This window comes from Lysinibacillus sp. JNUCC 51, assembly GCF_015999525.1.
GTDB classification, from domain to species: domain Bacteria; phylum Bacillota; class Bacilli; order Bacillales_A; family Planococcaceae; genus Lysinibacillus; species Lysinibacillus xylanilyticus.
The window spans coordinates 4974057-4999501 of the sequence record NZ_CP065545.1 but is presented as its reverse complement, the minus strand read 5'-3'; the positions used below and the strand labels follow the sequence as shown (position 1 = coordinate 4999501).

Annotated in this window: 25 protein-coding genes; 22 read left to right on the top strand and 3 right to left on the bottom strand. The window is 33.4% G+C overall.

Annotated elements, in window-relative coordinates; all coding sequences use genetic code 11:
* Complete coding sequence (locus JNUCC51_RS24180; protein WP_337990136.1) at positions 1 to 804, top strand: ABC transporter ATP-binding protein; 804 nt, start codon at positions 1 to 3, stop codon at positions 802 to 804.
* A gap of 79 nt (positions 805 to 883) precedes the next feature.
* Positions 884 to 1312, top strand: a complete 429-nt coding sequence (locus JNUCC51_RS24175; protein WP_337990135.1) for an NUDIX hydrolase — start codon at positions 884 to 886, stop codon at positions 1310 to 1312.
* A 337-nt stretch (positions 1313 to 1649) separates the two neighbouring features.
* Here the strand turns inward: JNUCC51_RS24175 and JNUCC51_RS24170 are convergent, their stop codons facing one another.
* Positions 1650 to 2564 (bottom strand): C40 family peptidase, encoded by a 915-nt coding sequence (locus JNUCC51_RS24170; RefSeq protein ID WP_337990134.1) that lies wholly within the window; start codon positions 2562 to 2564, stop codon positions 1650 to 1652.
* A 1072-nt stretch (positions 2565 to 3636) separates the two neighbouring features.
* On the opposite strand from JNUCC51_RS24170, the gene JNUCC51_RS24165 reads away from it, so the two are divergent.
* The 7 genes from JNUCC51_RS24165 (at position 3637) to JNUCC51_RS24135 (ending at position 8811) form a co-directional block, all read left to right on the top strand.
* Positions 3637 to 4002 carry a DUF2089 domain-containing protein gene (locus JNUCC51_RS24165; RefSeq protein ID WP_018393054.1) on the top strand — a complete coding sequence of 122 codons (366 nt, stop codon included), beginning with the start codon at positions 3637 to 3639 and terminating at the stop codon, positions 4000 to 4002.
* A 13-nt stretch (positions 4003 to 4015) separates the two neighbouring features.
* A complete protein-coding gene (locus JNUCC51_RS24160) occupies positions 4016 to 4405 on the top strand; it encodes an SHOCT-like domain-containing protein (RefSeq protein ID WP_100542345.1) in 390 nt (129 codons plus the stop codon).
* Positions 4406 to 4415: 10 nt separating this feature from the next.
* Positions 4416 to 4697: a hypothetical protein gene (locus JNUCC51_RS24155; protein ID WP_337990133.1), complete on the top strand. Its 282-nt coding sequence runs from the start codon at positions 4416 to 4418 to the stop codon at positions 4695 to 4697.
* Between the two features lie 584 nt (positions 4698 to 5281).
* On the top strand, positions 5282 to 5602 hold the full coding sequence (locus JNUCC51_RS24150) for an ArsR/SmtB family transcription factor (RefSeq protein WP_049665280.1): 321 nt from the start codon (positions 5282 to 5284) through the stop codon (positions 5600 to 5602).
* Positions 5602 to 6660 carry an ACR3 family arsenite efflux transporter gene (arsB, locus tag JNUCC51_RS24145; RefSeq protein ID WP_337990132.1) on the top strand — a complete coding sequence of 353 codons (1059 nt, stop codon included), beginning with the start codon at positions 5602 to 5604 and terminating at the stop codon, positions 6658 to 6660. Before JNUCC51_RS24150 ends, arsB begins: the two co-directional genes overlap by 1 nt.
* Positions 6661 to 6910: 250 nt before the next feature.
* On the top strand, positions 6911 to 8263 hold the full coding sequence (locus JNUCC51_RS24140; protein WP_337990131.1) for an NAD(P)-binding domain-containing protein: 1353 nt from the start codon (positions 6911 to 6913) through the stop codon (positions 8261 to 8263).
* A gap of 53 nt (positions 8264 to 8316) precedes the next feature.
* Positions 8317 to 8811: a GNAT family N-acetyltransferase gene (locus JNUCC51_RS24135; protein WP_337990130.1), complete on the top strand. Its 495-nt coding sequence runs from the start codon at positions 8317 to 8319 to the stop codon at positions 8809 to 8811.
* A 168-nt stretch (positions 8812 to 8979) separates the two neighbouring features.
* On the opposite strand, the gene JNUCC51_RS24130 is transcribed toward JNUCC51_RS24135, so the two are convergent.
* Positions 8980 to 9216 carry a DUF3977 family protein gene (locus JNUCC51_RS24130; RefSeq protein WP_337990129.1) on the bottom strand — a complete coding sequence of 79 codons (237 nt, stop codon included), beginning with the start codon at positions 9214 to 9216 and terminating at the stop codon, positions 8980 to 8982.
* Positions 9217 to 9673: 457 nt separating this feature from the next.
* Between JNUCC51_RS24130 and JNUCC51_RS24125 the strand changes: the two genes are divergently transcribed.
* The 9 genes from JNUCC51_RS24125 to JNUCC51_RS24085 all read left to right on the top strand — a co-directional run bounded on the left by JNUCC51_RS24125 (position 9674) and on the right by JNUCC51_RS24085 (position 20492).
* A complete protein-coding gene (locus JNUCC51_RS24125) occupies positions 9674 to 10576 on the top strand; it encodes a cation diffusion facilitator family transporter (protein WP_337990128.1) in 903 nt (300 codons plus the stop codon).
* Positions 10577 to 11620: 1044 nt separating this feature from the next.
* Positions 11621 to 12952, top strand: a complete 1332-nt coding sequence (locus tag JNUCC51_RS24120) for a M1 family metallopeptidase (protein ID WP_337990127.1) — start codon at positions 11621 to 11623, stop codon at positions 12950 to 12952.
* Positions 12953 to 13162: 210 nt separating this feature from the next.
* Positions 13163 to 14011 (top strand): copper amine oxidase N-terminal domain-containing protein, encoded by an 849-nt coding sequence (locus JNUCC51_RS24115; RefSeq protein ID WP_337990126.1) that lies wholly within the window; start codon positions 13163 to 13165, stop codon positions 14009 to 14011.
* A 215-nt stretch (positions 14012 to 14226) separates the two neighbouring features.
* The gene (locus tag JNUCC51_RS24110) at positions 14227 to 14559 is read left to right on the top strand and encodes a hypothetical protein (protein ID WP_337990125.1); all 333 of its coding nucleotides are present in this window, start codon (positions 14227 to 14229) and stop codon (positions 14557 to 14559) included.
* Between the two features lie 491 nt (positions 14560 to 15050).
* Complete coding sequence (locus JNUCC51_RS24105) at positions 15051 to 16175, top strand: ABC transporter (RefSeq protein WP_337990124.1); 1125 nt, start codon at positions 15051 to 15053, stop codon at positions 16173 to 16175.
* Between the two features lie 15 nt (positions 16176 to 16190).
* A complete protein-coding gene (locus tag JNUCC51_RS24100) occupies positions 16191 to 17402 on the top strand; it encodes an ABC transporter permease (RefSeq protein WP_337990123.1) in 1212 nt (403 codons plus the stop codon).
* An 11-nt stretch (positions 17403 to 17413) separates the two neighbouring features.
* A complete protein-coding gene (locus JNUCC51_RS24095) occupies positions 17414 to 18340 on the top strand; it encodes an ABC transporter ATP-binding protein (RefSeq protein WP_049665261.1) in 927 nt (308 codons plus the stop codon).
* A 213-nt stretch (positions 18341 to 18553) separates the two neighbouring features.
* A complete protein-coding gene (locus JNUCC51_RS24090; protein ID WP_337990122.1) occupies positions 18554 to 19309 on the top strand; it encodes a class I SAM-dependent methyltransferase in 756 nt (251 codons plus the stop codon).
* A gap of 583 nt (positions 19310 to 19892) precedes the next feature.
* Complete coding sequence (locus JNUCC51_RS24085; RefSeq protein WP_337990121.1) at positions 19893 to 20492, top strand: nitroreductase family protein; 600 nt, start codon at positions 19893 to 19895, stop codon at positions 20490 to 20492.
* A gap of 825 nt (positions 20493 to 21317) precedes the next feature.
* On the opposite strand, the gene JNUCC51_RS24080 is transcribed toward JNUCC51_RS24085, so the two are convergent.
* Entirely contained in the window at positions 21318 to 22229 is a 912-nt protein-coding gene (locus JNUCC51_RS24080) for a DNA-3-methyladenine glycosylase family protein (RefSeq protein WP_337990120.1), read from the bottom strand.
* A 169-nt stretch (positions 22230 to 22398) separates the two neighbouring features.
* Here JNUCC51_RS24080 and JNUCC51_RS24075 point away from each other — a divergent pair, with 169 nt between their 5' ends.
* The 4 genes from JNUCC51_RS24075 (at position 22399) to JNUCC51_RS24060 (ending at position 25361) form a co-directional block, all read left to right on the top strand.
* Positions 22399 to 23112 carry a 2OG-Fe(II) oxygenase gene (locus JNUCC51_RS24075; RefSeq protein WP_337990119.1) on the top strand — a complete coding sequence of 238 codons (714 nt, stop codon included), beginning with the start codon at positions 22399 to 22401 and terminating at the stop codon, positions 23110 to 23112.
* A gap of 243 nt (positions 23113 to 23355) precedes the next feature.
* Positions 23356 to 23994 (top strand): bifunctional transcriptional activator/DNA repair enzyme AdaA, encoded by a 639-nt coding sequence (locus JNUCC51_RS24070; protein ID WP_337990118.1) that lies wholly within the window; start codon positions 23356 to 23358, stop codon positions 23992 to 23994.
* A complete protein-coding gene (gene adaB, locus JNUCC51_RS24065) occupies positions 23978 to 24511 on the top strand; it encodes a methylated-DNA--[protein]-cysteine S-methyltransferase (protein WP_337990117.1) in 534 nt (177 codons plus the stop codon). Before JNUCC51_RS24070 ends, adaB begins: the two co-directional genes overlap by 17 nt.
* A 31-nt stretch (positions 24512 to 24542) precedes the next feature.
* The gene (locus JNUCC51_RS24060; protein ID WP_337990116.1) at positions 24543 to 25361 is read left to right on the top strand and encodes an SPL family radical SAM protein; all 819 of its coding nucleotides are present in this window, start codon (positions 24543 to 24545) and stop codon (positions 25359 to 25361) included.
* Positions 25362 to 25445 lie beyond the last annotated feature (84 nt).

Here is a 25445-nt window from a genome sequence, read left to right as displayed (position 1 = left end):
ATGACGCTACTAGAAGTGAAAAATATAGAGATGCAGTATGCTCAAAGACCATTCATGTTCAAACGAGGACAGGAAGCTCCTGTATTACAAGGGGTGACATTTTCACTTCAGGAGGGCGAATGTTTAGGAATTGTTGGTCAAAGTGGTTCTGGCAAAAGTACATTAGGGCGCATTATTTTAGGAATTGAGCGACCAACAAAAGGTGAGGTTCTATTTCAAGGTATTAATCTTTACGAAACAACAAGTAAGCAAAAAAAAATAATACGTAGAGATTTACAGGCTGTCTTTCAAAACAGTTATCATTCATTTAATCCAAAGCAGACGATTTTTGAGATAGTAGAAGAACCTCTCCTTAATTTCGAACAGTTCAGCAAAACAGAGAGGCAGCATAAAGTAAAGGAACTGCTAGACTGTGTGGAGTTAGAAAGTACAATTGCTGAAAAAAACCCTTCGCAACTTAGTGGAGGGCAACAGCAACGTGTCAACATCGCAAGGGCTCTTGCTTTAAATCCAAAATTGATTGTATTAGATGAAGCCATTAGTAGTCTTGATATGATCCTGCAGAAGCATATTATACAATTACTACAAACACTGCAAAAAGATATGCAGCTTGCTTACATTTTTATTTCTCATGATTTACAAGCGACACGTTATATGTCAGACCGCATCGTCGTGATGGAGAACGGACAACTAGTTGAGGAGATTGGGAAAGATGTAGCATACAAGCATCCCGCATCTCTAGAGCTATACAATGCAATTTTGCCATCACATCCTCGAGAAAGAACTAAGAAATTTTTTCGATAATGAAGCGGGAAAGTTATTTTTACAAATATTATTGTTATAATAAGGAAAAATCTTATACAGTTGATAATGGAGGTATGGCATGAGGAAAGGTCAAATTCGAGCCATTGCTATTTGTGTATTTAGGAAAGGCGATTCAATACTTGTCGCTGAAGGCTTCGATGAAGTAAAGGGAGATCATTACTATCGGCCAATTGGCGGAGGAATTGAATATGGGGAGACAAGTTCTCAAGCAATAAAGAGGGAAGTACTCGAAGAAATCGGGGCAACCATAATGAACTTAAACTATTTAGGGACAATCGAAAACATATTTACATATAACGGTGACCTCGGACACGAAGTAGTTTTTATATATGATGCAGAGTTTATTGAAAAGTCCTTTTATGAAAAACCTTCTTTTTTCGGACAAGAAGATAATGGTGCAATCTTCAAATTGCTTTGGAAGCCAATTAGCGATTTTACAAATAATAAATTAGTATTAGTTCCAGACGGATTAGTCGATTTGCTTTAGATTACTAAATGAGTTAAGAGCCTTCTTACTTGTACATTGGGTAGTATACCTGTAGGTGGAGGTAATAATTCGATAAGGGATATTAGAATAATCAAGCTTTATTAAAAAGAAACTCTATTTTAATATGGTACCTGTAGATAGGACACTTGAAAAATAGTCTTTTATCTTCCTAAAAAATGATCAAACAACTTGAATAATTTTTTAAGTCAGTACAATTAGTACTGGCTTTTTTATATGTATAGTGATTATGAGGTTGGGAGAAGTGTGAAATAATATTGCTTAGAAGCAAATGAAGAAAAAGGTATCTCATCCATAGATGAAACACCTTTTCTTGAAGTTATTGAGCTAATCGTTGGATAAAGGCATCTAATTGTACAAGTGTAACATTGTCGTTCACTCCGAAAGTATTGTCACCTTTTCCAACTGTAACTTTATTGGAAGCTAGAATTGATACATAATTGTAAGCCCAATGCGTACTTGAAACATCATCAAATTGTACTGCTGCTCCTTGTTGTTTTAAATGGAATGCTTCCACTAAAACTTTCGATAATTGACCACGTGTCATCGGAGAACCAGGATTGAATTTTCCATTTTCATCCCCGGTAAAGACGCCGATTTTTTTAAGTGCTTCCGCAGCACCCGCATATTTAGACGTTGGTGTTACATCAGGAAAACTTGAATTAGTATTACTAGTATCTAAATGTAATTGTTTAGCTAGTTTAAGAGCTACCTCTCCACGCGATGCATAAACGCTAAAGTCGATTTCCTCACCTTTTACTTCTCCTAAATCATTTTCAGTGAAGTTTGCTACGCGTTTTGCCCCTACGTAACGAGATCCCCAGTAATAAGGATCATTGATTTTATCAATTTTAACCCCAGAGCTTGTAGTAGCTGAAATAAAGTTGCTGTCACCTATGTAAATGCCAACATGAGAAACACCGCTTCCCGAAGTATTAAAGAATACAAGATCACCAGACTTCAACTGATCTTTAGCAATCGAAGAACCTTGCTGATATTGAGCTGTAGATGTACGTTGTAGTGAAATCCCTAACCTAGAATAAACGATTTGTGTATATGCTGAGCAATCTATACCTGTCTTAATATCTGTCCCTCCATATTGATAAGGAACACCTATATATGCTTTTGCTGTATTTGTTATATCTGCTATTGTTGCCGCTTTCGCTTCATGAACACCCATTCCTGTAAAGAACATAAACGATGCGAAAATGGGTAATAATATTTTTTTCTTCATAACCTTACTCCTTTCAAAAAGCTTTTGTTTTTGAATAAAGTAAGAATAGCATGAAACAGGCATGAGTTATTTTTCATTAATATTACCGATTACTCTTAAACAGCAAAATTGAAACCTTATTTTTAACTGTGTAAAACTTCTGCAATAATCATGGGCAATTTTACTAAAAATTGTAGGAATAATTGGACGAAAAGGGTCTATAGTGTTAATTTGGATAATTAATATAACTAAATATTACCAGAACTCCAGTTAAGAATGACCTCTCGATTATTAACTGGTGGATTTTTATACTTTAACACCTATATTTTCTTTACAAGCTTTTCGACCATCTGCAAGCTGTCATTCATTTTTAGGCTGATTCGTAAAGATTGTTGCTATTAATACACTTTATATCTTTTCTTAAATAGTCTGTGGAATAAATATAAAATGACAGTTAATAGGCTCAGAATAAAAAATTGTATTGTTGATGTCAAAAATATTAATATAAGATCTGTGCCTAAAACAAGCTCACCTGGTGGCAATTCTTTAGCGGGCGAAGGGAATAAGAATATAAAGGAATAAATAAAGACAGAAGAAAAGAATCCTATATATATAGAAAGTAAGTATTTGTGGAATTCCAAATTAAATTTTATAAGCAAAAAGAAAATATAAATAGGTACAATGACAAAAGGAAGAAGAAGTTGCAAAAGTAACGAATTCAATAAATACTTGAGCAAAGCAAGCAATAGCAATATATGAGATAGATACTATTGCGTAGTTTATGTTATTCATTTTCATCCTCCACGATAAAATACATACAACACTTTAAATCTTAAAATCAACCTACTTTATAGTAAGACGAACGAAATGGTATGATGTTCCAATTACTCCTTCACCTAAGCTGCGCTATTAGAGAAGAAACATCAATCTTTGAGAAAACAGCTTTTTTTAAATTCAAAGAAAACGGATAATCAATAATATTGAAAAACAAATTAACATTATTGATTATTTTTATTCAAAAAATTAATTTTAATGTTCACATTTTTAATTTCTTGTTGTATAATCAAATCAACTAAAAGGAAAGGACTTCATTATGGCTTATAAAGTAATTACAAATTGTCCTGTCTGCAGTAAAACATTGAAAATTACAAAGTTGCAGTGCTCTCATTGTCACACGACGATTGAAAATGAGTTTGAATTATCTAAGTTGGCATCCTTATCGAAGGATCAGCTTCATTTTGTGGAAGTATTTTTAACATGCAGAGGGAATATTAAAGAAGTTGAAAAGGAACTTGGGATTTCGTATCCAACAGTTCGAGGCAAACTAACAGATATCATTTCATCCCTTGGATATGTGCAAAAGAAGAAAAATGAAGTAGACGAGAAAAAAGTTGTTACTATGTTGGAAAATGGCGAAATCACACCAGAAGAAGCCATAAAACTCTTAAAAGAAGAATAAGGAGGAATTTATCATGAAAGAGGAAATCTCAAGAGTGTTAACAATGGTTCAAGAAGGTAAGATTGATGCAGATAAGGCATCCGAACTGATTCAAGTATTAAAAGAGAAAGCAGAAACAGATGATAGCCTTTTAGAAACACCTACTAAATATTTAGATAAAACTTTAAAAATTCGTGTTGTATCAGCCGAAAATGATAACGTTACAGTCAATTTGCCATTAAAGCTTGTGAAGGTCGTATTAATGGCTGGACATAGCATCGCAGCGAGTATTCCTCAATCGGAAAAATACGTTAAAGATATAGATATAAACCTTATTATTGAAGCAATCGAAAACGAATTAGATGGCCAAATTGTTGATATTAAATCGGCTAACGGGGATACCGTTTCAGTCATTATTGAATAGTGATTGGCTTATGATGTACGTAAAAGTGAAAGCAAAAGACGTTCGGTTTACGATTCCAGTTCCATATGTTTTTCTAAACGTTGCTATTTCAATCTTGTCATCTAAATTTATTCAGCAATCTGCAAACAAATGGACAAAAGAGCACTTCGAAAGAAAAAATATAGACTTTACCATTCCCCTAATAGACAAAAAAACGCTAAAGCCTATCGTCCAGGAACTGAAGAATTATAAGGGAATCGTTCTAGTTGATGTTAAAGCTAAGGACGGTACTGAGGTTAAGGTTAGACTTTAAAGTTAACACCGACCAGTAAAAAGCCTAATTTATCTCGCTTCCAAAGCCGAGATAAATTAGGCTTTTATTTACTTTATAATAATTTGAATAGGATATACAAAATAAATCTTTATAAAGGATTCCTTTGATAACATTCGGTACTATGGGACATTCTACAAATAAGTGATAGCAGCACATGAAGCGGATAATCCTTAACAATTCAACGAATGCAGACCACTAATGTTGAAAAGAGGGCCGTTTTAGGTTCCTCCATCAAACGTCTTCAAATCCTCCAGCTTGTTACTTCAAAGACGTATCTCCTTTATAGAAACTAGCTGAGGTTCACTTAATATTAAACATACGAAAATGAATGGCTTTAACAATAGCGTTTAGAATGCTCTTTAGTACCCACTCAATTTGTTGCTTTATTATTGTACATAAATGAAATGTATCACCGTCAAACGTCAAAAAAATGTATTGCAATTATTGTTTAACATGCATAATATAAGTGTATAGTTATATATTAATTTATCACCTATAATTAGTTTAGGTGGTTTTATTTCAAATCATATATAAGTAAATGATTATATAAGGAGAGCATACATATGGAAAATACACTAATTGAAAAACAATTAAAAGCAGCAGCAGATTTGAACCGCATTAAATTACTTGCTTGTATGAAAAACGGGGAGGTTTGTGTATGTGATTTTGTGGATGTTCTAGGAATTTCACAACCTGCAGTTAGTCAACACCTAAGAAAATTAAAGGAGGCAGGAATTATTACTGAACGAAAGGTTGGGACATGGAAACATTACCGTTTAGTCGAGGAACAAACGCCACTTATGAAAGGTATTTTAGAACAAATTGAGCCTGTTAAAGGATGCACTTGCGGCTCTGACTGTACACCCATAAGGGAGGAAAATTAATGGGTAATGAATCTTTAACAAAACAGCTTTCATTTTTAGATCGCTACCTTACTCTTTGGATTTTTGTGGCGATGGGTATTGGCGTTTTATTAAGTATCACAATGCCCAATATTGGTGAAGCATTAGAATCCATGTCAGTTGGTACAACATCCATACCTATTGCTATAGGGTTAATTGTGATGATGTATCCACCTTTAGCGAAAGTTAAGTATGAGGAAATGTGGCGAGTATTTAAGGATTGGAAGGTACTTTTACTATCACTTTTTCAAAATTGGTTACTTGGACCAGTCTTAATGTTCTTTTTAGCGATCATCTTCTTACGTGACTATCCAGAGTACATGGCTGGGCTCATTATGATTGGTTTAGCTCGATGTATTGCGATGGTTATCGTTTGGAATGATTTAGCGCGTGGAGATCGAGAATATGTAGCTGGTCTAGTTGCTTTTAACTCCATTTTTCAGATCTTAACATATTCGATTTTTGCTTACTTTTTCTTAAATGTATTACCCGGTTGGTTTGGTTTAGAGAATTTTAATGTGTCCATTTCAATGTGGGAAATTACAAAAAGTGTTCTTATTTACTTAGGAATACCATTTGCTGCCGGAATACTAACACGATGGATAAGTATCAAAACAAAAGGGAAACAGTGGTATGAAGAAAAATTCTTACCAAAGATTTCACCACTTACTTTAATTGCACTGCTGTTCACAATAGTCATGATGTTTGCATTAAAGGGTGAGAAACTAGTGGAATTACCACTCGATGTTGTACGAATCGCTATCCCATTATTTATTTACTTTGTTGTGATGTTTGCAGTTTCATTCTTTTCTTCACGTAAAGTAGGTGCATCTTATCCCGTTACAGCGGCCCTTTCTTTTACAGCTGCTAGTAACAACTTTGAGTTAGCAATTGCTGTAGCTGTAGGTGTTTTTGGCCTTCATAGTGGAGTGGCCTTTGCCGCTGTTATTGGTCCACTTGTCGAAGTACCAGTACTCATCGGACTTGTTTGGGTTGCATTGCGCTGGCAGAAAAAATATTTTAAGAACATTAAATTATAAGAAGCACTAATATGATTAGCACACATGTTTCTTATGTACAGAGAACCCTTGCTATTAGTCAAATGGCTGACTTTCAGCCTAGTCCCAATTCGATAAAGTTACAAAAGAAATAAGGAAAAAATCGTGTGAAAATTAAGTATGATAATTGCATCAAATTAAATTACGTCTAGCTTGATGCTAGACGTAAAAAATACACTGTATATAAGGGAATGCTTATATTAAAAAATTTATAGAAAAGAAGGATTTATTTATGAAAACATTTTATGAAATTAAACAAAATAGTTCTTGCTGTACTACCGCTAAAGACATCGAGGTACAAGAAACCTTTAATGATTTAACTAAGGTATTACCTATTGTAATAATTGGTGCTGGTCCAATCGGGTTAGCTGCGGCAGCTCATTTAGTGGAGAAAAATCAATCCTTTATTTTATTAGAGGCTGGGAGTGAAATTGCTCATAACATTCGCACTTGGGGTCATGTTACACTATTTTCTCCATGGCGATATAACATCAATAAAACTGCTAAAATCTTACTCGAGGAAACGGATTGGCATGAACCTATCTTGGAAACATTACCGACTGGACATGAGTTAATTGATCTCTATTTAAAGCCTTTAGCAGAGTTAGCACAAATAAAACCTTTCATTCAATTAAACTCAAAAGTAGTAGGTATTTCACGTCAATTGAATGATAAAATGAAATCAAAAAATCGAGAAAATCAGTCCTTTAAGATTTATGTTGAAAAAGGGGACGACATAAGTATTATTGAAGCTTCAGCAGTGATTGATGCAACTGGTACATGGGGAAACCCTAACCCGGCAAACTCTACAGGTATTTGGCTACAAACTGAAAAAGCTTTAGCAGAACATATTGAATATGGAATACCAGATATAAAGGTGAACTCTTCGAGATACACAAATAAGAAGATTGCTGTTATTGGAGGCGGTCATTCTGCTATCAATACTTTATTATCTTTGGTTGAACTACAAAAAGAGAATCCTTCAACGAAACTTGTTTGGATTATGCGTAAAAACTCTGTAGATGAAGTATATGGTGGGAAAGAAAAGGATGCATTGGAAGCACGTGGCGCTCTAGGTATTCGTATTCAGGAATTAGTAGATACAGGGAAGATAGAAGTAGTTACACCATTTTATATTTCGATGGTGAAAAAGGATAAAAAAATAAATATAATTGGTACTTTAAATGACGAACAAACAGTATTATCAGGATTCGATGAGCTTATTGTAAATGCAGGAAACCGACCAGATTTTACAATTAATAACGAACTACGTCTTTCCATCGATACTGTAACAGAGAGTGTGCAAGCGTTAGCACCACTAATTGATCCGAATGTGCATAGCTGTGGAACTGTACGAGCACATGGAGAAGAAATTTTAAGACAGCCAGAAAAAGATTTCTATATTGTAGGCGCAAAAAGTTATGGCCGTGCACCAACATTTTTAATGGCAACAGGTTATGAACAAGTCCGATCAATAGCAGCCTATTTATCAGGTGACGTAGAAGCTTCGCAACGAATGGAATTAGAACTACCAGAAACAGGCGTGTGCAGCAGTAATCTTAATAAATCAAATACATGTTGTTAAAATATTCGACTGTTAGCTTTCTCTAGCAGTCCTTTTCTAAAAGGGGAAATTGAATGGACACAATTCTAATTCGTAAAATGGCACAAAAAGATTTAAAAGAGGTATTAAAGATCTATCAAGAAGGAATCGATACGGGGATGGCTACCTTTCAAACAGAAGTGCCAAGTGAATATGAATGGGATAAAGGACATCATGATACTTTGCGTTTTGTAGCAGAAGAACATGATGGAGTGGTTGGATGGATTGCCATTTCGCCTGTTTCTACCCGTGCAGTATATTGTGGGGTTGGGGAAGTAAGTGTTTATATTTCTAAAGATAGTAAAGGGAGGGGTATTGCCTCTAAATTGTTTAAAATACTAATTGCCGAGAGTGAAAAAGCAGGTTTTTGGACGCTTCAATCATCTATTTTCGCTATCAATACGTCCAGTATACAATTACATAAAAAAATGGGTTTTACAAAAGTTGGTACGAGAGAAAAAATTGCTCAATTACATGGGAAATGGCATGATACTATTATAATGGAAAAAAGAAGTTCAAAAATATTATAATTCAGTAAATATATTAATTATGTACTAGCCTTCTAATCTATTTAGTAAGGCTTGTTTTTGTATCATTTATTAATGATTTAGAGGTGAAATTTAGATATGGAGTACAGAATTTAAAAGCTTAGTACATTGCTCTTGATGATGAACTATATTTTATCATCTATACTATGTTCAGAGACTTACGATCCCCAAAATAATCTTAAAATCACTCCTGTTTTTCTTTGTTTTTTTTATGCCATCCTTAGAATCAACGATAAGTACTGTTTTTCTTATCCAAATTCTAATGTATACCGATTGAAATTTTATTGGAAAGGAGATTCCTTTTTCTTCGATTTCGCTACCATCACTATACTCTGTTTCTGTCCGTAAAAACCACTTATTGCCTATACCGATCTCTATAAATTTCAATTGTGCCTCCTTACAATTACATAATAAATTGATGCTCAGCTCCATTAGAAAAAATTACTCCGTTTTATTTCTTTTTTACTAACCATTGGTCGCAAATAGTTCCAGCGTGGTTGATCGCTAAATACAGAGGTTGGTATGTCCTAAGTTTTTTATATCTTTTGAAAATACAATATATACCAATTGTAAATCCTCACTTAAAAGTTTGCAATTACACTTCATTTAAAGGATATTCTGTATTAGAAAATCACGGTAAATCCGAGTTAATAATTTGGTCTCAGGAAACTTATTTTTATGCTCTAAATTTATTTAGTAATGGTAAAAAAGGTTGTTGTAGACCCACTCGATATTCGTCTGATATCATAGTTGAGTATTAATTAAAGGTAAAAGGTTAAGGGTATTTGAGGGGAATTTCTTCCCTCATTTTTAGTAAATAAACTCTTAATCGGAGGAGAAATAAATGGTTAGTGAGAGAGAACAAATCAGCAAAAAAGTTGCATGGATTGCACTTGTATCCAACCTAATTCTAATGATAGGTAAAATCTTCTTTGGTCTTTTTGGGGGGAGTGAGGCTGTATTTGCAGACGGGATTCACTCTGGTGCAGATGTAGTAGCTTCGATTGCTGTGTTAGCAGTTGTAGGTATCTCTAATAAGCCACCTGATAAGGATCATCCCTTTGGGCATGGTAAGGCAGAGGTTATTAGTGAAGCGATCGTTGGAATTATTTTAATAATAGTATCAATATATATATTAGTAGAAGCAATTTTAGCATTTTTTGATAAACCCGGTGTACCACAGTACAGTGCATTGATTGCAGCTATAATTTCTTACATAGCGAAAGAAATATTGTATAGATACTCCATTAAACAAGGGAGAAAATGGAATAGCAAGGCTATTATCGCAATTGCATATGATCATAAAGGTGATATTGTTGCTTCCCTTGCAGCATTTATAGGAGTCCTCTTAGCGATAATAGGAAATGCAATTGGATGGACATTTTTGTTATACGCGGACGCTATTGCAAGTGCTTTAGTAGCTTACTTTGTTTTTAGAATCGCAATGGAATTAGTTAAACCTTCTGTTGATGTTTTAATGGAAAAAAGCGTAGATCAAGATCTTTTAGACGGATATGAATCTACTATTCATGAATTTTATCAAGTAAAACGAATAGACAGACTCCGCGCAAGAGAACACGGTCACTATAAGATTCTAGACGTGCGTCTTTCACTTAATCATGATTTAACAATTAAACAAGGCCATGATATAGCTCGTGATATAAAAAATGAAATATTAAATAAATACCCAGATGTAGGGGAAGTCCTTATTCATATTAATCCTTACTATATACCTGATCAAAACTAACTTACAAAAAATTGCAGTTAAAAGCGTTAGTATTAAAGTGCACAGGGGAAATCTGAATGCTATCGATGAAATGGTTAAGTACCATACTGTCTGAATCCAATAAAACATAAAGTTGAATAATAATTAAAGAGCATGCTTTTTACTACATAAAGTAAAGGCCATGCTCTTTTTCATTTTATTAGAAAGAAGGTGCTCAATATTATCTTTTAAAGTCCTTTGGAAGGTGAGCGATTGAAGTGATATTTAGTTAGAGACGATTGTTCCTTACAAAATGTAACGTGCAAACTATTTTACATAAAACGTTCCGAAAGTTCGTAAGTAGTGAAAATGCTATTCGTTCACTATCTGGATACTTAATCAATTGAATAAAACAAGAATATTATACTAGTCCCAATGTTAATGAAACCTGTTCAGAACATCACAGACTTGATGTTGCTAACAAATTAAACATTAAGCTCCTTCCTCAATAAAAAACGTGGATGATTACATTCTTTATCGCCAAATAGCGGTTTTAAATCCTTTATTGTTATAGAGTCGGGTAGTTTATCATCGGTCTTTGCTGACTCAAACAAGTACTTAAAATTATAAGCAAGGAACAAAGAAGGTATTTTTCGGTTCACCAAACGAGGTTTTTTTTAATAAATTGATATTGGATATAGCGACGTAGTTGGGTCTTAGTAATTTCATTTAAACAGGTCGAACAACCATGATTCGTTAAATAGGTTAAGAGGGCTTTAAATCGTATCCATGACTCGTGACCGTATTGACTTAGTAATTTTTTCAATATCAATATATTAAACAAATTCATCAATAGCCACACATTTATTGATTGAACATTTATGGAGATAATCGGTATAATAATTAAAAAATTATATTTCTTTCATATTTTTACTCAATCTTACATTTATTATTATTTGAGGATTGGAGGCGGAATAAATAAAGAAGAAATTATTTTTTATATGTTTAGTTTTATTAAGTATTTTTCTCGTTGCTTGTAAGATAAATAAACAAGTTGATAATGAGGACTCGACGATTACTAAAAAGGTGAATGGACAAGAATTCATTCCAAAGGAGATAAGTCCTGGTAATTTTAGTGAATACGATATTAAACTAAAGATGGGGAACGATGGGAAATTTCAGCTAGAATCAACCGTAGTAGTCAAAAATTTATCTACTGATGATTGGGGACAATTAACTTTTTATTTTGTACCAAATATGTTTACAAAAAGTGTATCACCCGAACTAGAATATCCATCGACCGTCGATTTTTATAACATTTCAATTGATGGAAAAAAGGCAGAATATACACTTGAAGAAGATACATTAAACATTCAGCTTATGGAAAAGTTAAAACCTAATCAAGAAATTAAAGTTTATTTTTCCTATGTACTAACTCTTCCTAAAGAGGGGTTAAGATTCACAAAGAGTAATGTTGATAATTACCATTTAGCTCAATTTTATCCGATGCTTGCCACATATAGAAACCATCAATGGAACAAGGAAAAGTACCTGTTTAGAGGAGAGACCTATCATAACACATATAGCAATTTCAAATTAACATATGACATTCCTAAAGAGTACACCTTGGTATCTTCATTTGATCAAGAAGTATACCCAAGTCCAAACAAAGGTTTACTTGAAGTTGAGAATGTGAAGGAAATATTTCTTGCTATTTTAAAAGATCCAATACTAGTGGAGAAAAACGGAGGAACATCCATTAGAGTCTTTGGATTTGAGAAGCATAAAGAGGAATTATATCGAGAAATAGCGAACGAGGCTACAACCGCATTTAATTATTTTGAAGAAATAATAGGACCTTATCCTTTTAAACAATTAGATATTATTATAGATGGATTGGGGATGGAGTATCCAGGAATTGTGACAGCTCATACGATTTATAATAGTGATCCTGTCAATTCTGAGGCGCTTAAAAGTATGGTGGTTCATGAAATTGCTCATCAATGGTTTTATGGGATGATTAACAATGATCCTTTTTATAATGCATGGTTAGATGAAGGCTTCGCTGTATTTGCCACTGATCTATTCGCGTTTAAAAAATTGAACCTTAGCAAACCTTATACGAAGTACAGTATTGATCCTAATATGGTGCTTCCAGTGAATTTACCACTTGATCAATATGAATCAAAAATGAGTTCATATATCTATGGTAAGGCTCCCACAATGCTATGGGAATTATTTAATAAAAATGAGGGTTTAAAAGAAATTGAACAATTTTTAAAAAGTTATTATCAATTTTATAAATATAAAGAGATCGATTCCACAGAATTTATGAGATTCGCAAAATACTATTTTGATTTAAAAGATGACTCCATATTTGAGGGGTGGTTAGAATTTGAAAAGACTCAAAATGAATAATTAATTAACATATTTTAGATAGTTATAATTTGAATTTTAATATTTTTTATCTACATTTTAATCAAATGTAGAGGTTTTTGAGATTGTATTACAAAAACCTATTGATATGAGGGAGGACTTATCAAGCCTTATTAAATAAGTAAATCATTAAAAAGTTAGGTTAATTTTCAGATTATAGTATGCACATAAAATTTTAAGGAGCTATCAAAGATGAAAAAGATATTCACAGGTGTTTTCCTTGCTTTGATTCTAATCATTTCATCGTCACCTGCTTATGCAGCAAATGCAAACATTAAAATAAAGGTTGACGGTATAAAAGTTGTAACCGATGTGAATCCTGAAACCAAAAACAATCGTACAATGGTACCTTTACGTGTAATCAGTGAAAATTTAGGAGCTACGGTCAATTGGTCGGATTCCCAAGTGACACTTACTAAAAGCGATATACGAGTAATCTTAAAACTGAACAGTAATACAGTTATGAAAAACGGTAAAAAGGTGTTACTTGATGTAAAACCATATTTAAAAAATGGACGCATCTTCGTTCCACTTCGATTTCTTGCAGAAACATTTGATTGTAATGTCGATTATAAGGATTTGACAGTAAATGTCATTACAAAACCACTAGTTATAAATGGTGTAGAAGTGAAAGCAGTGCTTTATGAATACCATATGACTATGGGTGGAGTAGTAGAGCGAATAAAAGGGAATGCCTATGTAGAAGAAATGCATAATATTTTTGTAAAAAACAAAGGAAGTAAGGTAAAAGAGCCTTTAAATTATACATGGTCTGTTCACAGCACTACTCCAGGTGGTTACTATAAAGGTGGTCAATTTGATTTTATAGACCAAGAAGGGAAAAGCATAAAACAGTTTGATCTCTATACTTTAGTTCAAACTTTCGATGAAACTTTGCCTGACCCAAAAGTTTTGATTTATGATGCTACTGATGATCAATGGTATTTGTTTAACGATGCATCAAGTAATTCTATTTATCAGTTAATTGATACCGCTGCTAAGAACGGTTTTAAGACAACTATTGAAAATACAGTTCCATAAGGTAGATAAAAATGTATTTCTGATGCAATTAAAGGATGGTTCAAATTACGATAATTTGGTTGAAATTGAAGAACCTAATGGTGTTTCTCCTACAAGATATAGATATTTTACAATATTAGTAAAACAAAAGCCCTTATTCGTTTATAAGGGCTTTTGTTGTTTTATTCAAATTAATTACATACTCTTATAAAAACTACCTGAAAGGGGATGTTAATTTGAAAGGTACAAAGCTTACACTTTTTATAGCAAGTTTAGGTGTACTGTTACTGTTTTATTTGAATAACCAAATGACTGTGAGGCCAGGCACTATTTCAGGCAATGGAAATCCAGCATTGATAGTTGGTGCTTCATTGCTCCCGCTATTCATTTTCATGGTTATATTATGGGGAAGAATTTTTCAAGTGCATTCAATAAGTCAAAGCTTTTCAATTGCTGGAATAATTTTGACTTTCGTACACTTGATAATTGCTTTTATTTATCAAAAAATTTCTCTAGCAAATTATCGCGAAATTATTAAAGATGCATATCTGAAAAGTATGGGGAAGTAGATAGTCAATATCTACAACAAATTACAACAGGATTAACTATTCATGTAAACAACCAATATTTTAATGTCAATACATTCTAGATGTTTATCAGTTTTTGCAATTTTAATCGCCTTAGCTCTTTATTTAAGGGATACTCAAGAAAATAAGGTAGTAAATAGAGATGAAAAAGGGTGAAATACTTTTTATTTAAAAAGAAAACTATTTTAACAGTGAATTAAACCTCCCCTTATTTAGAGTAAAACCAGAAAAGCTAGCTCCCGAAAAACATGGATTTTTCTTAGACTGTCATCCCTGAGAATCATTAGAAAAATTACACGCTATGAATCAAAAGAAACGGCGATTATTGCTTGCAATATGAAACCACTCCAAATGAATATCTATTCCTACGAAATTACAAACTTTAAATAGAAACCTTTCAAATGTAAGAATTGTAAAAATATTCATAATAGATTATCATATTACGTAAATGCATTGATTGCAAAGGGAGGAGGATGACGGTGTTAAGAGCATTAAAAGTAGGTCTAGTTATTGAGCGAGCGAATCGGAAAAATTTAGTCGCACTTGTCGCAGTTGTTATTATCGTTTTCGGCTTTATGTTTTATATAAATGCACAAGCTCTTGGTAATCAACTTGTCGAGAAAAAGGGTGATTACTATTCAGCACAAGCTATACTTTCAAAGTTTCAAGTTAAAGATGCTTCAGAAACAGGTGACGGAAGCGAGTTATATAAGAATTTAACCAAACAAAAAAGCAATATTGCTTTACAAATAGCAGCGTTAACGATGGACAAACTATCTATGTATTATGAAACTTCACTTCAACTCGCAGAATTAAGAGAAGAGGCATTCGAATTAGAAGGATATGAAAATGTTGCAGAATTATTACCTTCTAAATTGCAAAATTCTATGGACTATCTTTATTTTAAGAGGATGAATGATGAGGGAAAGGATACAATATCCGATTTATTTCAGTATATGCCGTTTTTATTATTTTTCTTTATTCATGTTGGAGCTGGCTGGTACATATTTATAAGCTTCCATACAAGTTCTATTTTGCTTGATGACTTTGAGCATTCTAGTATAATTCAGGGCTTTCCTGTCCGATTTGATCACTATATTTTATCTAAATGTATTATTACTTTTTTATCTATAGTTACAAGCATTTTGCTCATTTTTATTTGTGCAATTCCATTGTGGCTATTAAATGGACTTGGTAACCCATTAGAGCCTGTAGCGATATATCTAGGAAATGCCACATTAATATCTACGATTCAATATATTGCAATGAGCATTGGCTATATGATATTTATTTCAATTTTTGTAATGCTGTTGTCGATTATTTTAAATGTGTTACTGAAAAATATGTATTTAACATTATTTGTACACTTTATTTTATTCTTTTTACCTATGATTTTCCCATCTCTTATTAGTTTAATTCCCTATAATCCTTTTAATTTCATGAACTTCAATGATATTTTACGAGGCTTACCTTTAGATTTAGCGAAGCCTGTTGATCTTACTATGAATTTAGGATTAATCATCATGTCTATAAGTATCATTTTAATGTTATTCGTTATTAAAACATTTTTCTCAACAGGAAAAATCAAAAGGGCATAGGGGAGGTATTATTAGATGTGGAGTTATTTTAAATTTGAATTCAAGCAGTTTTTTACGAATAAGAAAAACTTAGCAATCTATTTTTTGCTTGCTTTTACAACCTTTTTTTATGTATTTAAAATAGCGCCAACTTACAATCCGATTGAAAGTGTTGACTATGATGAAATTGAGGCGCGCTATTTAACACGTCAGGAATTTTTAGATCATATGGAGGGACAAGATTTAAACACGCTTCATCCTTCCGTTATTTATGCTATTGAAATATTTAAACAAGTTAACCCTATCGATAAAAAAAGATTAGATGCATTAGATGAGGGAAATTTAAAAAAATATGCAGATTTAACTCGTGATTGGTACTACTTTACGAATTCGTTTACATATAGAAACGAGGCAATTTCATATAACTCAAAGTATTTTATAAAAAATAACAAGTATGCTGAAGATGATGCCTTTTACGCCTATTTAGAGCAGGCTGTCCGTTATGATACTTATTCGAAAGCAGAATATGAATTATCATTGGAAATTTTTGAACAACGTACAGCACTTCAAACGTTCGAACGCCTATTAAAAGGAGTACTTCCTATTATTTTGATTGTCTGTGTACTTCTTTTATCAATTGATATAGTAAAAAAAGATCAACGTCATCCATCTATTTTAAAGGGATTTCCAATTAGTGATTGGAAAAAGCTACTTGTAAAAATGTTCGTTGCACTACTAGGTAGCGTGGTATTATTTGTACCGCTTATAGTTGGCATCTTTATCATAGGCTTACAATCCGGTTTTGGGAATTTCAATTTACCATCTCCAGTGTATGCAGCTTATCTCGATTGGCGTGTGGATGGTAAATTTGAAATGATGACATTAGGTACGTTTTTAGGACAATCCTTAATTTTGCTTTTCACCTGGTTTATCGTCATTATCAACGTTGTGCTATTTAGCAGTATTATTTTCCGCAGTGAGATGGTAAATTTCGCTGTTTGCTTGTTCCTTATTTTCGGTGAGAATTTTTATTCCAGCCGTTACATCGGTTATTTTTGGGACGTTCAGAACTATCCGACATCTTACATTCAAGTCGGACAAATTATTTCAAAAAGACGTAATTTTTATTACTTTAACGACCAATTAGATTTTACTTTAGGATTACAGTTGTTACTTGGACTAGCAGGGATTGTCATTTTTTTAATGATACTTATTGCATTAAATAAGCGATTTAAGCTCATTAAATAGGAGGGATAAAGTTGATTGAAATTCAAAATATTACCGTGCAATTTGGGGAAAGTAAAGTGTTAAATGATATTTCAATGACATTTGAGCAAGGTGAAATGATCGGGCTTGTCGCACCAAATGGAACTGGAAAATCCACATTTATGAATGTGTTAATGAATTATTTGAAACCGATGAATGGAAAGGTAGTTTTTAAAGATGGCCTAAGTTACTCGAATAAATCAAATGAAGTAAAAATTCATAAATTCGTGTCAATGATGCCAGACCAAAGCGACTTATATAATCACTTAAGTGGGCGCGAGCATTTAAAAATGTTTGCAACAATGTGGCAATCGGATTTAAAACTGATTGATGAAACAATCGAAGCATTAAATATGGGGCATTATGTGAATAAAAAAACAGGCACATATTCCCTTGGTATGCGCCAACGACTATGCTTTGCAATGCAAATTGTCACAAATACGGAAATTATGATGATGGACGAAGTAATGAACGGTCTTGATCCAAATAATGTAGAAATCATTTCGAAAATATTATTAAAGAAAAAGGCGGAAGGTAAGATTATTATTATTGCCTCCCATTTACTTGATAATTTAGAGAAATATGCAGACCGAATTTTCTTATTTAACAACGGGAAGCTAGTTGATACCAATCAAGTAATAGAAGGTTTTAGTCAAGCGCATATTAAAACTATTCGAGTGAAAAATCTGGAAAACAACACTAAAAAACAACTTCATGAGCTATTTCCAAATTTAGAACTTCAAACACTTACTAATGGAATGTCACTAATTCATTTACCAAGTTCTGAAGCAAGTTTATTAAGTACACTTACATCTTTTTTAGTCGAGAGAAATGTGGTGGATTTTGCATTTGGTAAAGTTACATTAAATGATTTGTATACAATGTATTATCACGAAGATAGCAATGTGACAGCGAGTTAAAAAGAACAACTACTATAATTATTATGACTAGGAAAGAGGTTGTAGCATTCTTAGTTATTACACTAATACAGACTTCCCAGGTTTAAGGGGGTGTTTGTGTCATTGACTTTTTACACAAACACCCCCTATGTCGAGGTTTTAGATCTCGCTTCTATGAGTGATTGGGGTAAGACGGATTGCTGTACATAATATAATGGGAAAAAAGGTAGTACTGTGAAAACAACAGAAAATTTTACCGACAAGGCAGACATATATGCAAAATATCGCCCTAGTTATCCTAATGAATATATAGATTATTTGTTTTCAGCTAATCAACTAAAAGGGGATCGGATTGTGGCCGATATTGGTTCAGGTACGGGGATATTTAGCCGCCAGCTACTTGATAGAGATTTAAATGTTATTGGAGTTGAGCCAAATGATGACATGAGAAAGATGGCTGAGCAATCTTTAAAACTATATTCTCGTTTTAAATCAATAAAAGCAACTGCTGAAAATACCACTTTAAAAGGGAATAGTGTGGATTTAGTAACTGTTGCCCAGGCATTTCATTGGTTTGATAAAAAAGCGTTCAAAATCGAATGTCAACGGATTTTAAAACAAAATGCAAATGTTGCTCTTGTTTGGAATAGCAGAGATTTAAATAGTCCGATTATTAAAGAGAATGCAGAAATTTGCCAAAAGACCTGTTCAAATTTCAAAGGATTTAGCGGTGGAATAGAGGAAACTCCAGAAGTTTTTAACAGCTTTTTTAAAGATGGAAATTATGAGTTTAAAAAGTATCAAAATGATTTGCTTTTTGATTATGAAGGTTTTTTGGGAAGGAATTTGTCATCATCCTATGCTCCGAAAAAAGATGATGAAGAGTATAAACGTTTTGTTTTTCTTCTGTCTGAGTTATTCGAAAAATACAGTAAGAATGGAAAAATTTTTCTCCAAAACATTACGCGAAGCTATCTAGGCAATATCTAAACATCCGAACATAATAATTTAGTATAGTGAATTATCTTATCCATAATATAAAACGGGGTTATGATTGTTTGAGCCTTTCAACTTAACTTTTCACACCTACATTTTTTGTTTTTGAGATAAATTGTTTTATTAATATGCCTAAAGGATATTGCAAATATGGATAATCACCGGCCTTTTCTACATCATTTTTATCCCTTTGATCTATTTTATGGCTGTGTAACCGCCATCTACTAACAATGTAGCACCTGTCATAAATTCATCTGAACATATATACAAAATATTAAATTTAATTCTACATATATTTGAATACTCTATCGTTTGTTTGGATAACATATTTTACGAACACCAAAATATGTAGTGGAATATAAATATTTACTTTTTGGCACATTATAACAGAGGCAAAGAAAGAGTCAAAAAGGATATCACACCTAGCAGTACTATTGTCAGGTGTTCCTGTTGTAATCCGGCATGGTCTTTAAAAATGAAAATGCCGTTTGAAGATTCGATTTTGTAGGAAAAAATCTTGGAGTGACAGATGCAATATGTGTAACCAACAATTACAGTAAATTAGGAGGACGAAAATATGACAAAAGATTTCTACACTACACTTAAAGAAAGACGTACTTATTACGGGATAAATAAAGAGGTAAAAATATCGGATGAAAGAATTAAAGAAATTGTAGAATTTGCTGTGAAATATACTCCGTCAGCATTCAACTCACAAACTGCACGTATTGTAGTATTATCAGGTGAGGCACATAATAAATTATGGGACATCACAACTGAAACATTAAAAAAAGTAGTTGGAGATAGAGATTTTTCAGCAACTCAACAAAAAATGGATTCCTTTAAGGCTGGTTATGGAACAGTATTATTCCTAGAAGATGAGGCTGTAGTTAAATCGCTTCAAGAGCAATTTGCTGCATATGCTGAGAACTTTCCAATTTGGTCAAATCAAGCATCAGGTATGCACCAATTAGTTGTGTGGGCAGGATTAGAAGCAGAGGGATTAGGAGCTTCTTTACAACATTATAACCCACTAATTGATGATGCAGTGAAAAAAGAATGGCATATTCCTGAAAATTGGAAGCTTATTGCGCAAATGCCATTTGGTAATCCGACGGTAACACCAGGTGAAAAAGAATTCCAACCACTTGAAGAGCGAATGAAATTTTACAAGTAATGTATAAGATATATAAACAGCCAGTACCTTATTGGAACTGGTTTTTTTATGGAGATCAACTCTGTAAATACAATAGTTTCTTTAAATAAGGAAGCATTCAATCAAACTTCATTTTAAACCCAACAAATTTTCTTTCGGTTTTCAAGAAGCCCCTACGTTTAAAGAAGTTAAATTTTCACAATATTCATTGATGCTTTTGTGATAAATAATAGCATAAATAAAAACTTGCATTGGAACCTAATGGGCATTCAAACCCCTTCCAATGCTTTATTTGTAGGAAAACAAAAAGCTTGTAACTTTTCCTAAAAAATTATGTTTTTGGATAGGAACTTTAAAGTGCCTATATCACTTTTTTCTTACTATAAAACTTAAAAGTGCGTACTTACTTTTATAAAGCACACTTCTTATAATACATTTGTAGATAACTTCTACTAGAGTTTTTTAAAGACAAAAGAATGGAGAATGATCCATAGTCTTTATGCTTAAGCTCTCTTTAAAAACTTAGTTTTCCAAGCTTAATATTTTCAAATCAGTAGGTGCGGCTTACTATGATTTAGCTGTCGCAAAAGGGATATTTCAAAAGGCTAAGCAGCAAGGAATTGGCATTGAAATTGATGTGTAATGGTAGAGTAAAATAATAAATTACAAAGCTCGATGTCTTTTAGATCTACTAATTGGTGAAGCTACTAAGGGTTAAGGGGTTGGTTCTTTTCCATTTAGTTAATCTGCCCCCATTCAAATAAGAGCATGTTTTGATCAATCTTTTTCAAAACATGCTCTTTAGATTTGTTCTCATATCAAGGTTACGATTTAAGTTGTAATTATTCAGTAAAGGACACGCCATAAATAAAAGGTAGCATATGATTCCCAGTTTTTCCATGGCAACGATATTTCTAAGATTTCATCCTTCGTAGGCTTTCGGTTCATATTATTTAATATTTTTATCGAATTAATAAGACCTACATCATCTATTGGAAAAGCTGTCTGGAACCTGAGGCAGCGCATCAGCACATAATTGGCTGTCCAAGGACCAATTCCTCGTATTTTAATTAAGTATTTTTCAGCTTCTTTAAAGTTCATTTTCATTAATTTTTCCCTCGATAATTCTCCACTTGCCATTAATCTAGCAATTCCTATGATATATTCACTTTTTCTTACCGTCATTTTAATATCCGCTAGGTCGGTAGGTGTTAACTGTGCAATTCGTTCGTACGATGGGAACACCCAATACTTTTTACCATTCCATTCGATGGAATCGCCAAATCCTTCTACAAATTGCTTCTTTAAGGAGTATGCGAAGGCTAAGTTAATTTGTTGCCCTAAAACTCCCCAACATAAAGCTTCAAATAAATCGGGAATGCCGATAACTCGCAAACCATTGAATTTTCGTGCAGGCATTTTAAGTAATGGATCTGCTTTTGCCATTTCAAAAAATGGCGTTAAATCGTTATCAAGATCAAACCATTCATGAATATATTTTACAATCTCTTCCCGTTGCCACTTTTCACTAGGTCTAGACTCCTTTAGGAATTGAACAACCATTTGTTCATTATTGACAACGCTAACCCGTACTAAGGACCGAATTTCCCCAATGGCTATAACTTTTGTAATTGTATCGTTCTCTATTTCATACATGCATTCATTTTTTTCCCTTGTTAGATAGCCTAGGTTTGCATTCATATCGAAATTTTCAGGTAATGTAATTACAATATCATCATTGACTTCATGCCATGTCACTTTTTCATTCTCCTCATCTTATTACGATTTTCTATTGTAACTTTACTTTATCACATAATAATCTTTACTAATTTTGTAATCTTGCTATTACATTCTAAACACCTTATTTTTTTCTAAATATGAGGTTATAGTGTTAGTTATTAAGAATGCAAAATAGGAGTTGATAAAAATGGTCCAAGATATAAAAACCCGTGTCGAAAACTTAAATTGGGATTCAATTCAACATGAATTAGATGAGCAAGGATTCGCAAAGCTTCCAGCGATTTTAACAAAAGAGGAATGTGAATTCTTCATTGAATCTTATCGTGAGGAACAGTCATACAGAACGACAATCAATATGACGAGATACCGCTTCGGGAATGGAGAGTACAAATATTTTTCCTATCCATTACCTGAAATCATCCAAAGTTTAAGAGAGTCCTTTTATCTCGAATTAGCCAAAACAGCCAATCGGTGGTTGGGTTATTTAAAGAAAACAGAACAGTTTCCAGATCATCTTCACGATTTTTTGAACACCTGTGAAGAATATGAACAAACTAGACCGACACCTTTAATATTAAAATATGAAACAGGTGGGTTTAATTGTTTGCATCAAGATTTATATGGCGATATATTTTTCCCGTTTCAAGTAGTATTTGTATTAAATCAACGAGATAAAGACTTTTGCGGTGGAGAGTCTCTATTAGTGGAACAAATTCCTCGTGCTCAGAGTAGGGGACATGTTATTACTTTAGAACAAGGCAGTGCGCTGATCTTTCCTACTAACCATAGACCTGTTCTTGGTAAAAAAGGATATTATAAAAATAGGGTTCGTCACGGAGTGAGTACGGTTACTTCTGGAGAACGATACGGTCTTGGAATCATTTTTCACGATTCTAAATAAAGTGAAACTTTGATCAGTGGGGGTTTTCTTCATCCCCCACAGATCATTAGTTAAACCAATCGGGCTTTTACGGGCTGTTCATCTCCCACCTAAACTTCTCCGATTTCTCTATGGTTTGAGGTTGGAGTCTTACAGCCCGTAAATGCGGAATAAAAAAATTAAATTTTATTATCTTGCTATTCTATTCCCAGAATTGTACATTCTGAATTTATAGATAGTATATTGTAAGGAGAGGTGAGATTAATGCCAGATAGTATCAATAACGGACATATAGAGAGCCATGATCATAGAGTTTCGAATGATGTGGAAATGATAACGGATGAAAAGTGGCAGGCAATTATAAATAATGATACAGCGTATAATAATCTATTTTTCTACGCTGTAAAGTCGACAGGGATATTTTGTAAGCCATCCTGTAAATCTCGCGTTCCGAAAAAAGAAAATGTATGCATTTTTCAAAACGCAGAACAAGCTCTACGTGCAAATTTTCGCCCTTGTAAACGTTGCAAACCCACTAATGAAAATCTGCCTGATAGCGAGTGGGTTGATGTAATTACGGAATACATTGATAAAAATTTCACAGAAAAATTAACGCTAGAATCGTTAGCAAATATTTGTCATGGGAGTCCGTATCATATGCATCGAACCTTTAAAAAGATTAAAGGCATCACGCCGGTTGAGTATATTCAACAAATTAGAGTACAAGCAGCTAAAAAGTTTTTGATTCAGACAAATAAAGCGATTGGAGATATCGCCATATGTGTGGGTATGGCTAACGCGGCTTATTTCATTACTTTATTTAAAAAGAAAACTGGACAGACTCCAGCACAATTCCGTCAAATGATCAAAATGGAGGAAAAGAACAATGGAAACAAAGAATAAACCCACCCTTTATTGGTCTTTACTAAAGTTTAAGGATTGGAATTTTTATATTGCATCAAGCTCAAATGGGCTTGTATTTGTAGGTTCACAGAACAATCCATTCGAGGAGTTGTTCGAATGGGCTAAAAAACGCTTTCCAGGAAGTCCTCTTGTTGAAGATGATGAAAAACTTGAACCCTATGTCGTTGAAATCACTCAGTATCTAGAGGGAAAGCGAAAAACCTTTACTGTTCCATTTGAATACGTAGGTACACAATTTCAGCAAGCAGTCTGGAATGCACTTTGTGAAATTCCTTATGGACAGACCAAATCCTACTCCGACATTGCAAATGATATAAATAAACCAGCAGCTGTTCGTGCAATAGGTGCGGCTATTGGGGCTAATCCGGTATTAATTACCGTACCGTGCCATCGTGTAATAGGAAAGAATGGCTCATTAACTGGCTATCGAGGAGGATTAGAAATGAAGACGATGCTCCTCGATCTAGAAAAGCAAGCATCATCTAGCAAAGAGTAGTTATTTCCGTACATTGAATGGAGGTTCCGTCATGAAAAATGATTTATTTTATAAAAGCCCGAAAACCATTCTGAATAAAGGGACTGGCTTTCTTTGTGGATATACTCATTCACTAAATCCTTATACAGGCTGTTCATTTGGGTGTTCCTATTGTTATGTTCGCCAAATGCCTGTAGCACTTTTTCGAGAAGAGGAATGGGGAAATTGGGTCGATGTTAAAAGCGGTGCTGCTAGTTTATTAAAAAAGGAGCTCCATCGCGCCAAAGCTAAAGGGAATGTCACTATATTTATGTCATCAAGTACAGACCCGTATCAACCAATTGAGCATAAGGAAAAAGTGACGCGATCTTTACTAGAAGTTATGGTAGAAGATCCCCCTGATTTCTTATTTGTACAGACTAGAAGTCCACTTGTAAGTCGAGATATTGATTTGCTACAACATTTTAAAGATAAAATTAGGGTAAGTATGACAGTAGAGACTGATAGGGAAGATATTCGCAAACATTTTACGCCCTATGCTCCTCCTATTCCAGCAAGGCTTAAAACACTCCAACTACTTACTGATTCAGGTATTCCTACACAGGTTGCCATCGCACCTGTATTACCAAGTAGCGAGCGATTTGCAGAAATATTGCGTCCTTTAGTAAACCGAGTATGTATTGACGATTATTTTATGGGGGACGGCAGTGGTGGTAAACGAACACACAAGATGGGCTTACAAGCGTTATATAGAAATTTGGAAATGGAAGAATGGTATGATCCATCCATCTATCAAATGGTATATAAACGAATGCGGCAGTATTTTTCAGAAGATGAACTATTCATTAGCCAGAAGGGTTTCGAACCGTAGCGTTATAAATAGTAATGAAATCGCTTTTATAACAGGTTTTGAATTTTTAGGTGATAAAAACATTAGATGAAATTATAGGGGTGT